Genomic DNA, 11,103 nt, shown 5'->3' with positions numbered 1-11,103 from the left:
TGAGCAACGATCGCGGCACGAACATGAGGTTCCGATGACAGCGACAGCACGGGTGCTGGTGGTCGAGGACAACGAGGACCTGCGCGTGGCGGTGACCGCCGAGCTCGGCGCACACGGCTTCCGGATCGACGAGGCCGCCGATCTGGCGACGGCCGACACCGTGCTCGCCGACGGCGGCCACGACTGCGTGGTGTTCGACCGCATGCTCCCCGACGGCGACGCGGCGACCTACGTGCGCGGGCGCCGGCAGCAGGGCTGGGCGGTGCCCGTGCTGTTCCTCACCGCCCGCGACACCGTCGCCGACCGGGTCGCCGGGTTCGAGCACGGCGGCGACGACTATCTGGTGAAGCCGTTCGCGGTCGCCGAGCTGACCGCGCGGGTGTTCGCGCTGTGCCGTCGATCGGGTGAACGACGACCACCGGTGCTGCGCTACGGCGATCTCGAACTGGACAGCGCGCGCAGGCAGGTACGCCGGGCGGGCGTCCTGCTCACCGTGAGCGACAAGGAGTTCGCCGTGCTGGAGTACCTGATGACCCGGCCGGATCAGGCCGTCAGCCGCGCCGAACTGATCGAGCACTGCTGGGACACCCGCACCGACCCGATGTCCAACGTGGTCGACGTAGTGGTGCGCAGGCTGCGGGCGAAACTGCGGGGACCCGAGCTGATCCACACGGTGCGCGGCGTGGGCTACCGGCTCGGCGGCGCGCGGAGCGGCTCGTGAGGTCCTCGGCCGCCGGCCGGCTGCGGCGGCTGCGCTGGCTGCTCACCGTGCTGTTCACCGCGCTCAACGCCGCCGGCCTGCTCGTGCTGGCGTGGCTGTTCGTGGCCCAGGATCGCGAGCAGGGTGAACTCCGGCTGGACGCCGAGCTCAAACGCGTGACGGCCGCCGTGTTGCGCCTGGTGCAGTCCAATGGCGACGGCACCGTGGTCACCGCGTTCGTCGGCCAGGACCAGATCGACACGAGCTGCCCCGAGTTCGCCGTGCTGCCCGCGGGCGCGGGTGAGTTCGAACCGCATTTCAGCCGGCGCGACTGCGCCCAGGTCGACCGAGGAGTCCTGTACGGGCTCGCCCGGCAGGCGGCCGACAGCGGGAAGTTCGTCGAAGGCTACGTGCCCAGCACCGGTGACGGGCTGGTGCGGGTGGTCGCCCAGCCGTTCCTCAGTTCGGCCGGCCAGTACGCGGGCGCGATCGTCGCCGCGAGCGACCCGGCGGCCGAACTGGCCCGGCACGAGCGTGTCCTGTGGACGGTGATCGGTGGCTGCGTGCTGCTGGTGGGCGCGCTCGCCGTGGCCGGTCACCTGCTGTCCGGGCGCGCGATCCGGCCCGCCGTCGCCGCCCTGGAACAACAGGAGGTCCTGCTCGCCGAGACCGCACACGACCTCCGCACCCCGGTCGCCGCGCTGCGGGCACTGGCCGAGACAGCGTGGCGCAACCCCACGGACCGCCCCGATCTGCTGCCCCGCACCGTGCGGCTGGCGGCGCGGATGGGCTCCATCATCGACGACCTGCTCGTGCGGGCCCGGCTCGCCGCCGGGGTCGAGGTGCTGGCCGTGCAACCCATCTGGCTCGACCAGCTCGTGACGAGCGTCGTCGAGGAGACGCCCACCGACGGCGCGCAGGTCACCGTCACCACCGCGCCCACGAAGGTGAACGCCGATCCCGGACTCGTGCAACGGGCCGTCGGCAACCTGCTCGACAACGCCATCCGGTACGGCCGCCAGCCGGGTTCGCCCGCGATCGTGCACATCACCGTCGCGGGTGGGCGCGTGACGGTGGCCGACCACGGTCCCGGTATCGACGCGGCGGTCGCCGAGGAGTCCTTCGACCGGTTCACCAGCGGCTCCGGCTCCAGCGGTCTGGGCCTGTCGATCGTGCGCTGGACGGCGCAGGCGCACGGCGGATTCCTACGCGTCTACAACGCCGAGCACGGTGGCGCCATCTTCGAACTGGCCTTCCCGCCCGTCCCGTAGACCGCCTGCGCTGCGCTGTCCGGGTTTTCGTCGTTCTGGTCTGGACCCGCGATGTACCGGTGTGTCCTATGCTCCCCCGTGTGACGGGGAGCAAGCTGTGGCATCGGCTGCCGGTGGCACTGCTCGTGGCCGCATGCGGCGTGACCGTGGTGATCGCGGTGTCCGGTGCCGGCCAGCCCGTGCGCGGACTGGATTTCGCGCAGTCCGGCCACTGGGTCGCCAACCCTGGCCTGGACGTCGTCTTCCACGTCAACGGCGCGGCCAAGAACGTGGACACGCGGGCGCCCATGGCGATCGACCCGGGAAGCCGGGTGTACCAGGGGGACACCAGCGCCTACGTGGTGGGCCAGGCGCGGATCAGGCAGTTCGGCAAGTCCACGCTGCGGGTGGAACGCACCATCACACCTCCGACCGGGGAACGGCCGGTCGGCATCGAAGCGCCCGGCGGGCCTTACCTCGTCTACCGCGAGGCGGGAACCGTGGTCCGGCTCGGTGAGCAGCCGGCGACCATCCGCGCGGGACGCGGGCTCGGCAACCCGGTCGTCACACCCGACGGCACCCTGTGGGTGCACCGGTCCGCGTCGGGGGTGCTGTGCATGCTGCCGCGTGGCTCGGATCAGGTGTCGTGTCCGGCCGTGACACCACAGGGCCACAGTGGCGCCCTCACCGTCGTCGGTGACCGGCCTGCCTTCGTCGACACCACGCAGGACACCGTGCGCGCGGTGGCCGGCGACGGCCTCGGCACCCCGGTGGACCTCGGCGTCGACGTGCCCGCGGTCGCCAAGGTCGCCGCCGCGGACTCCGGCGGGCGCATCCCTATCCTCGATCCCGCCACGAGCCGCCTCCACCTGGTCGACGGCGCGGGCGTCAGCGGCACAGGCCCGGCCGCCGCTCCCGTGACGGTCCAGGTGCCCGAGGGCGAGTACGCGAACCCGGAACCGAGCGGCGATTCGGTGGTTCTGCTCGACGTCGCGGGCAACACCGTCCGCACCTACGGCAGCGACGGCAGGCCGCGAGGCGTCACGCCCGTTCCCCCGGAGACCGGCGAACCGAGGCTGAGCCGCGGTGATGACGCCCGCGTCTACGTCGACGGCGACAAGGGCGGGCACGTCATGGTCGTCGACGAGGGCGGTGCCGTGAGCCAGGTTCCCCTCGTCGGTGAGGAGCGGCCGCGCGGCGAGGGTGAGCCGCAGGCGCCGCCGCCCGAGCGGGCACCGGACGCGCCGCCGCCGCCGTCTCCGCCGGCGGGCCGGGACCGGCGTGTGCTGGCCGAGCCGCCCCCACAGCCGGCGCCCGGGCAGAGCCAGGGACAACCGCAACGCCTGCCGCTGCCCGGCCCGCGGCCCGATCCGTCGCCGGCGAGCGTCCCGGCTCCACCTCCTCCCGAGCCACCGCCGCCCCCGCCGGTGCCGGCGAGCCCACCCGGCATCGCCGGCGGCGTCACGGCGACTCCGCAACCGGACGGCACCGTGCGGGTCACCTGGGGCGCCGCCGCTCCCAACGGCGCACCGGTGACCGCGTACCACGTGTCGTGGCAACCGGCCACGGGAGCGGGCGGGCTCACCGTGCCCGGCACCGCGCGCTCGGCCGTCCTTTCCGGACTCGAACGCGGTACCGGCCACACCGTCACCGTCGTCGCCGAGAACCGCGCGGGCCGAGGACCGGCGGCGAGCACGCAGGTGATGACCCCGGGCCCGGTCGTCACGGTCACCAGGGGCGACACCGAGTCGTTCAACGAGACCTGCGAGGCGCCGGACTGTGCCAAGATGCTCATCACCATGACCGGCTTCGACCAGGAGACCGAATACCGCGTGACGCCGTACTCCACCGGGACCTATGAGAACGAGGGTGGCACCTACACCACCGACGAGAACGGCAACTACGACTTCCAGGCCTTCCACTTCGGACAGGTGGGAGAGCAGGTCTGGGTGGTCGTCGAGGGGCCGAACGGCGAACGGTACGAGTCCAACCGCTACACCTGGCCTGCCTCATGAGCACGCGAGCGGGCGAGGTCGCGCGGTCGATCGCCGACAACGTGCAGCAGGTGATCCGCGGCAAGCCGGAGCTCGTGCGGCTGGCCGTCGCCGCGCTGCTCGCCGAGGGACACCTGCTGATCGAGGACGTGCCGGGGCTGGGCAAGACGACGCTCGCGCGCTGCCTCGCCCGCAGCATCGGGGGCGAGTGGAGCCGCATCCAGTTCACCCCCGACCTGCTGCCGGGCGACATCACCGGCGTCACGGTGTACCACCAGAAGGACGAGGAGTTCACCTTCCACCGTGGCAGTGTGTTCGCCAACATCGTGGTGGCCGACGAGGTGAACCGCGGTACCCCGAAGACGCAGTCGGCGTTGCTCGAGGTGATGTCCGAACGGCGGGTGACCGTGGACGGCGTCACCCACGAGGTGCCCCGGCCGTTCCTCGTGGTCGCCACGCAGAACCCGATCGAGATGGAGGGCACCTACCGGCTGCCCGAGGCGCAGCTCGACCGGTTCCTGATGCGACTGTCGGTGGGCTACCCGGACGTCGCGTCGGAGGTGCTGGTCATCATGAGCGACTGCGCCGGGGTCACCGCCGACGATCTGCCTGCCGTGGTCGACATCGAGACCCTGCGCGCGGCCATCGAGGACGTCCGGCGTTCCCACATCGACCGCGCCGTGGTCGAGTACGCCGCGCGAGTGACCGCGGCGACGCGCGACCACGCGGCCGTGCGGTTCGGGGCCAGCCCGCGCGGCAGCATCGCGCTGGTCCGCACCGCGCAGGCACTCGCCGCGATGGCGGGGCGTGGCTTCGTCACCCCGGACGACATCAAGGACGTCGCGGAGCCGGTCCTGGCGCATCGGCTGATCCTGACCGCCGAGGCCGAGCTGAACCAGCGGCAGCCGCAGGAGATCGTCGCCGAGGTGCTGGCCGCGACGCCCGTCCCGGCGATCGACGTGGCCGCCGGGTAGACGCCGTGCGTCCCACCCGGCGCGGGGTCGCGGTGCTCGTGGTGTCCGTACTCCTGGTCGCGTTCGGACAGTGGGCGGGTTACCCGCTGTTGCGGGCGTTGGGCGTGATCCCGCTGACCGCCGTCGTCGCCGCTGTGGCCGTGACGGCGCGGCGGGTGCGGGTGGTGGTGACGCGCTCGGTGTACCCCGACCGCGTCGAACGCGGCAAGCCGGCGCTGGCGCGGCTGCGGGTGCGCAACCCGGCGGGCGACAGGCACCCGGCGTTGCTCGCCACCGACGGGACCGGCGATACGGCACGGACAGTGCGGATCCGCGCATTGCCCCCGCGAGCCGAGGCGACTTACCACTACGAGCTCGCCACCACCACACGCGGCCTGCTGACCGTGGGACCGCTGCTGCTGCACCGGACCGACCTGTTCGGACTCGTCACCAACCGGCTGCCCACCGGCGACACCGCCACGCTGCGGGTGCATCCCCGGCAGTTCCCGGCGCGGGCATTAGCCGGCGCTCATCCGCGGCACCACCACGAGGGCGCCGCCACCGACGACCCCCTCCGCGGCTCGGCCGACCTGCGGGACGTGCGCGAGTACATGCCGGGTGACGAGGTTCGGCACCTGCACTGGAAGGCCACCGCCCGCACGGGAACGCTGATGGTGCGGGACCTGACCGACCCGCAGCAGCCGCGGTTCACCGTGCTCCTGGACACGCGAGCGGGGTCGTGGGATCCGCACATCTTCGAGGAAGCCGTCGATCTCGCGGCCTCGTTGCTCGGCGCGTCGGCGCGGGCGGGCAGGCACACCCGGCTCGTCACGTCCTCCGGGCTCGACGTGCCCACTGCCGGCGGCAACCAGGCCGCGCGCACCCTGCTCGACGAGCTCTGCGTCGTGCGGCAGAGCAGCCCCGGCGAGGACGGCGACGCGATCGTCCCCGGAGCGCTCTCCGCCACCCGCGGGTTCGGTGGCTGCCTGGTCGTCGTCACGTCGGCGGGCACGGAGGTGACGTCACTGGCCTGGCTGAAGCGCCGCTACTCGGCCATCGTCGTGTTCGCGCTCGGCCCGGCCGGACGCGGGGTCGCTCCGGTGGCGGGTGCCCGGGTCCTCGTCGCCGACACTGCCGAACACGCCGTGCGACGGTGGAACGAGGTGGCCGGATGACAGCGGCCCGGCCCCTGCCCGCGGCCTGCGTGGTCCTGGCCGCGGTGGTCGCAGGCCTGTTGTTCGCACCCGTGTTCGGTGTCGCGCCGATGCTCGCGCCGCTGCTCGCCACCGCGGCGGCGGTTGTCGCCGTCGTGGTGCTCGCCGGGCGCCGTGAGGCCATGGCCCCGTGGCGTCCCCTGTTCGCGTTGCTCGCGGGCCTCGTCGCGATCGTCGAGACGGCCTTGCCGGCCACGACGGCCGCGGGGGTGCCCACCGCAGAGACCGTGCGCGCGCTCGTCACGGGCGCGACGGAGTCGTGGCGGCTGGTCCTGCACTCGACCTGGCCGGTCCAGCCGGAGCCCGCGCTGACGGTCTTCGTGCCGTTGCTGACACTGATGGCCGGTGTGCTCGGGGTGGAACTCCTGCACCGCTGGGGAACCTTGCCTGCATTGGCCCCGAGCGCCGCGGTCGTGGTGCTCAGCCAGTTCTACAGTGCGACCACGGGCATCGCGACGGTGCCGACAGCGGTGGCCTACGCGGCAGCCGCCGGGGCGCTCCTGGTCACGAGCAGGGCGGACAACGGGCCGGGCGAACGGCGACCGTTCACGACCGCGCTGCTCAGCGCACCGGCGATGGCACTCGCCGTGGTGGGAGCCGTCGTCGGCGGCGTGCTGCTGCCCGGCGGCGAGCCGCGGTTCACGCTGCGGGACGACCGGTTCGCCCCGCTGGCGGACAGCACCCTGACCAACCCGCTCGACCAGATCGCCGACCGCCTGTCCCATCCGGACCTCCCCGTGTTCACAGTGGACGGTGACGCCGGGGTGGACCGGTGGCCGGTGGTGGTGCTCAACGAGTTCGACGGCGTCAACTGGACCCCGGGTGACCGGTATCGCACGCTCGGCTCCGAGCTGAGGCCCGGCCCGGAGATCACCGTGGACGTCGAGCGCAGAACGGCCGCGATCAGCGCGGCCACGCTCGACGGTCCGTGGCTGCCGAGCCAGCCCCTGCCCGCCTCGGTGGACGGGGTCCGGCCGCTCGTCGAGGAACGCCAGGGCTCACTGCTCGTCCCCCGGCGGGAGGCAGCGGTGGCCTACACGCTGCGCTGGTGGGAACCGCAGGTCGGCGGCGACCGCCTTGCGAACGCGGCCATCGACCGGTCCGTCGCCGACGAGGTGGGCGGCGTCGGACCCGTGCCGCCCGGCGTCGCCGAACTGGCCGAGCGGGCCGTTCCCGCCCGGCCGACGTTCCGGACCGCGGTGGCCCTGGCGGAGTTCCTCCGCCGCGAGTACCGCGTCGCGACCGGGCAGAACCTGCCCACCGGGCATTCGTGGCCGCAGCTGAGCGAGTTCCTGCTGGAAAGCAAACGCGGCACCAGCGAGCAGTTCGCGGCGGCGTACGTCGCACTGGCGCGGATCAAGGGCATCCCCGCGCGGCTGGTCGTCGGCTTCCGCGCACCTGCCGACCGGCGGCCGGGCGAGCGCTACACCGTCCGCAACGAACATGTCCTGGCCTGGCCGGAGGTGGCCGTCGAGGGCGTGGGCTGGGTGCCGCTCGACCCGAGCGGCACGGCCACCGCGGCGGGCTCGGGCCCCGCCCGCGGCCTCGCCGCGGCCACCGAGGAGGTCCGGGCCACCCTGCCCCCGCCCGATCAGCTGCGCGACGCGCCGGTCGCCCCGGAGCCGGTCGCGGCGAGCAGCGGCTCCGGCGGTGACTGGTCGTTCCCGTTCCTGGTGCTGCTCGCCGTGCCGGTCGGCGGGGCGCTCGTGTGGGTGGCTGGGGTGCCGCTCGTGACGGCGTTACGCGCCCGGCGGCGCCGGCGTAGACCGGGTGCGGGCGCGGTGATCGGCGCGTGGGAGGAGGCGCGGGACCGGCTGCGTGCCTATGGCGTTCCCGTGTCCACCGGCATGACCGTGCGGGATCTGGCCGCGGCCGCCGGATCCGCCGGCGCCGACAGCAGGGTGCTGGAGGGCCTGCGCGCGCTCGGCGCGACCGTCGACCACACACTGTGGTCCGGCGCTGCCCCCGGTCCGGACACCGGCAGGCAGGCGTGGGCCGCGGTCAGGTCGGTGCGCCAGGGCCTTGCCCGGCGGGGCCTGCGCGCGCGGATCCGCGCCGCGCTGAACCCCGTTCCCCTGCGTGCGCCGCGCTGACTCAGCCCGTGCACGTGGCGCCGCGCAGCGGCTTGGCCTGGCTCTCGTAGAACCCCGCGCTCGAGGCGCCCTGGATCCGGAAGCAGTACGCCAGCGTGGGGTCGATCTTCAGCCGGTACTCGGTGTTGCGCTGCACGAAGATCGTGTCGTGCTCGCGCCGGCCTTCGGCGGCGACGATGATCGCGAAGTCGAGTGGCTCGCTGCTGCGCCACGACAGCTCGACGTACTCTCCCCGGTCCACGGGGTCGTCGAATTCGAGGCGCACCGGCGGCGCCGTGGTGGGCGGCGGCGCCAGGGACCCCACCGCTGCCTGTGGCACCTCGGGCACATCGAGCTGCGGAGGCCTGGTCAGCAGCAGCGCCACCACCACGACGGCCAGCACCGCGAGCACGCCGAGCGCGCCGACGACGACGCCCGTACGTGGCCGCTTCCGGCTCGCCTCGCCCGGCCCGTACTGGACGAGGAGCTCACCGCGCGGCAACGGCGGCGCGGGCGCCGCCGACGGCTGGGCGGGTGGTGCGGCGCCCGGGACCGCCGCCGCGAAGTCGTCGAACGCCGCCCCGGTCTGCGCGGGCCCGATCAGGGCGCCGAGGCGGGTGGCGACCGTCGCGGCGTCGAGCGGACGCGCGGCAGGGTTCCTGGCCAGCAACGCCGAGACCAACTGGGCGAGTCCACCGGGCAGGTCCGGGCGCTCCAGCGCGGGCACCTCCTCGCTCAGCGTGCGCAGCAGCCGCTCGTCGACCTGCTCACCAGGTCTGCCCTGGTGCGGCGACGAACCCGACAGCGCGAAATACAGCACCGCGCCGAGGCCGTACAGATCCGTCCGCTCGTCCCGGGTGCCGTCCCGCACGGTCTCCGGAGCGAGGAAGCCGGCACCCGCGGTCACGTCACCGGGGAAGGCACGCCGTGGCACCAGCCCGAAGTCGGCGAGCACCGGCTCGCCGGCGGGCCGGAACAGCACGTTGCCCGGAGTGACACCGCCGTGCACGAGCCCGGCCCCGTGAGCGGCGGCGAGCGCGCTCGCCAGCCCGTGGCCCAGCGCGAGCGCGTCCGCGACGGACAACGGACCGAAGGACCCCACGAGCTCCGGCAACGACTGGGCGCACAACTCCATCCGCAGCGCGCACCGGCCGTCGGGAAGGTCCACGACGCGGTCGGCGACGAGCACGTGGGCGCGCGCGCAACCCGGAGAGTCGGCGCAGTTCCGTCTCGAGTTCGGCACGGGTGCGCCGGTCGAGCGAGCCGGGATAGACCTTCAGCGCGAACGCCGTGGTGTCCTGCGCGTCGACACCCGCGTACACCGTGGCGACCGGGCCTTCGCCCAGGGGCACCAGCTCGTCGTCTCCGGAAGTCATCGTCATCGCGCTGGTCATTCTGGCGCCATCCCGTCGTGTCCGGTAGCTGCCGTGCCGGTTCCGCCGCCGCACCGGCGCGCTCATCGTAAGGACGGACAGCGCCACCGTGGGCGCGGCGGCCGTTTGCTGCCGCCGCCCGCAGGGCCGAAGGGACACACGGATGACGACCACCGGTCTCGTCAGGGTGACCGTCGACGCACCGGCCCGCCGGATCGACCTCGCCCTGCCCGAGCGAGCGACCGTCGCCGAGCTCCTGCCCGGGTTGCTGCGGCGTGCGGGCGAGAACCTGCCCGACGACGGGGTCACCGAGGGCGGGTGGCTGCTGCGGCGCGCCGACGGCACGGCACTCGAGCTCGGGCGGGCGCTCGGCGGGTACGGGATCCGCGACGGCGAGATCCTGCACCTGGTGCCGCGGCGACTGCACTGGCCCGAGCTGGAATACGACGATCTGGCCGACACCATCGCCCAGGGTGCCGGGCGCGCCGGCCGGCTGTGGGGACCGGCGCACACCCGGGTCGCGGGTCTGCTGGCGGGGGTGTTCGCCGGGTCGCTGGCCCTGCTGGCCGTGGTGCGGGCGGGTCCGCCGTGGACCGCGGCGGCGTGGGTCGCGCTGGGGTTCACGGGCCTGCTGCTCGCGGCGGGGACCGTGCTGGCGCGCACCGCCGGCGACGCGGGCGCGGGTGCCGTCGTCGCCGCGCTCGCGCTGCCGTTCGCCTTCGCCGGGGGCGGGCTGGTTCTCGGCAGCGGCCCACCTCCCGCGGGGTTCGGAGCCGCGCACGTGCTGGCGGGGTGCTCGGTGTTGCTGGTCGCCTCGGTGGCCGGTTACCTCGGCGTGGTGGATCGCGCCGAGCTGTTCATCGCGGGCGCCACCGCGGGGGTGCTCGGCATACCGGCGGCGTGGCTGGCGGGCACGTCCACCATGGACGGTGTGGACGGCGCGGCGGTGGCGGCCACGGCGGTGCTGCTGTGCTCGCCGTTGTTCGGCCCGCTCGCGATCCGGCTGGGCCGGGTGCCGATGCCGGTGCTCCCGCGCAGCACCGCCGACCTGGTCCGCGACGACCCGCAACCGCCGAGACACGCCGTCTACGCCGCTGTGCTGCGCGCGGACCAGCTGCTGACGGGCATGATCGGCGGGGCGGCGGCGGTCGCGGTGCTGTGCCTGCTGCTTGTCGCGCGGGAGGCGAGCACGTCGGTGGTGGTGTTGTTGTCGGTGCTGTCGGCGGGATTCAGCCTGCGGGCACGGCTCTACCCGGCGTTGCGGCACCGGGCACCGTTGCTGTGCGCGGGAATCACCGGCGCGGGCGCGCTCGCGGCCGGGCCTGTCACGGCCGGCGCGGGACATCTCGTGTTCGTCACCGCACCGGTGCTGCTCGGCGTGGGCGGTGTGGTCGTACTCGCCGGCCTGGCCTGCAGCCGGCGGCGTCCCAGCCCGTTCTTCGCCCGGTCCGCCGAGCTGCTCGAGGTCGCGATCGTGCTGGCGTGCGTGCCGGTCCTGTGTGCCGTTCTCGGCCTGTACGGGCTCGCGCGCGGGCTCGGAGGCTGAC

General features: G+C 74.0%; 8 protein-coding genes. 7 read left to right on the top strand and 1 reads right to left on the bottom strand.

Features of this window, described 5'->3' with window-relative positions:
• The first annotated feature begins 34 nt into the window (after positions 1-34).
• From ACFSZT_RS14800 to ACFSZT_RS14775, 6 genes are all read left to right on the top strand, one after another.
• On the top strand, positions 35-721 hold the full coding sequence (locus tag ACFSZT_RS14800; RefSeq protein WP_377391914.1) for a response regulator transcription factor: 687 nt from the start codon (positions 35-37) through the stop codon (positions 719-721).
• On the top strand, positions 718-1,971 hold the full coding sequence (locus ACFSZT_RS14795; RefSeq protein ID WP_377391917.1) for a sensor histidine kinase: 1,254 nt from the start codon (positions 718-720) through the stop codon (positions 1,969-1,971). Before ACFSZT_RS14800 ends, ACFSZT_RS14795 begins: the two co-directional genes overlap by 4 nt.
• Positions 1,972-2,051: 80 nt before the next feature.
• Positions 2,052-3,965: a fibronectin type III domain-containing protein gene (locus ACFSZT_RS14790; protein ID WP_377391920.1), complete on the top strand. Its 1,914-nt coding sequence runs from the start codon at positions 2,052-2,054 to the stop codon at positions 3,963-3,965.
• Positions 3,962-4,918, top strand: a complete 957-nt coding sequence (locus tag ACFSZT_RS14785; RefSeq protein WP_377391923.1) for an AAA family ATPase — start codon at positions 3,962-3,964, stop codon at positions 4,916-4,918. The genes ACFSZT_RS14790 and ACFSZT_RS14785 overlap by 4 nt, the downstream gene beginning before the upstream one ends.
• 5 nt (positions 4,919-4,923) lie before the next feature.
• Positions 4,924-6,072, top strand: a complete 1,149-nt coding sequence (locus tag ACFSZT_RS14780; protein WP_377391926.1) for a DUF58 domain-containing protein — start codon at positions 4,924-4,926, stop codon at positions 6,070-6,072.
• A complete protein-coding gene (locus tag ACFSZT_RS14775; protein WP_377391929.1) occupies positions 6,069-8,204 on the top strand; it encodes a DUF3488 and transglutaminase-like domain-containing protein in 2,136 nt (711 codons plus the stop codon). Before ACFSZT_RS14780 ends, ACFSZT_RS14775 begins: the two co-directional genes overlap by 4 nt.
• Before the next feature lies 1 nt (position 8,205).
• Here the strand turns inward: ACFSZT_RS14775 and ACFSZT_RS14770 are convergent, their stop codons facing one another.
• A complete protein-coding gene (locus tag ACFSZT_RS14770; RefSeq protein ID WP_377391932.1) occupies positions 8,206-9,426 on the bottom strand; it encodes a protein kinase domain-containing protein in 1,221 nt (406 codons plus the stop codon).
• Between the two features lie 293 nt (positions 9,427-9,719).
• Here ACFSZT_RS14770 and eccD point away from each other — a divergent pair, with 293 nt between their 5' ends.
• Positions 9,720-11,102: a type VII secretion integral membrane protein EccD gene (gene eccD / locus ACFSZT_RS14765; protein WP_377391935.1), complete on the top strand. Its 1,383-nt coding sequence runs from the start codon at positions 9,720-9,722 to the stop codon at positions 11,100-11,102.
• The last annotated feature ends 1 nt before the right edge of the window (position 11,103 follow it).

This window comes from Prauserella oleivorans (assembly GCF_042685745.1).
Classification (GTDB): Bacteria; Actinomycetota; Actinomycetes; order Mycobacteriales; family Pseudonocardiaceae; genus Prauserella_A; species Prauserella_A oleivorans.
This window is presented reverse-complemented; position numbering and strand designations above follow the sequence as displayed.

Coding starts and splice junctions, on each gene's coding strand:
- ACFSZT_RS14800 (WP_377391914.1), top strand. CDS start 35: ATGACAGCGACAGCACGGGTGCTGGTGGTCGAGGACAACGAGGACCTG.
- ACFSZT_RS14775 (WP_377391929.1), top strand. CDS start 6,069: ATGACAGCGGCCCGGCCCCTGCCCGCGGCCTGCGTGGTCCTGGCCGCG.
- ACFSZT_RS14785 (WP_377391923.1), top strand. CDS start 3,962: ATGAGCACGCGAGCGGGCGAGGTCGCGCGGTCGATCGCCGACAACGTG.
- eccD (WP_377391935.1), top strand. CDS start 9,720: ATGACGACCACCGGTCTCGTCAGGGTGACCGTCGACGCACCGGCCCGC.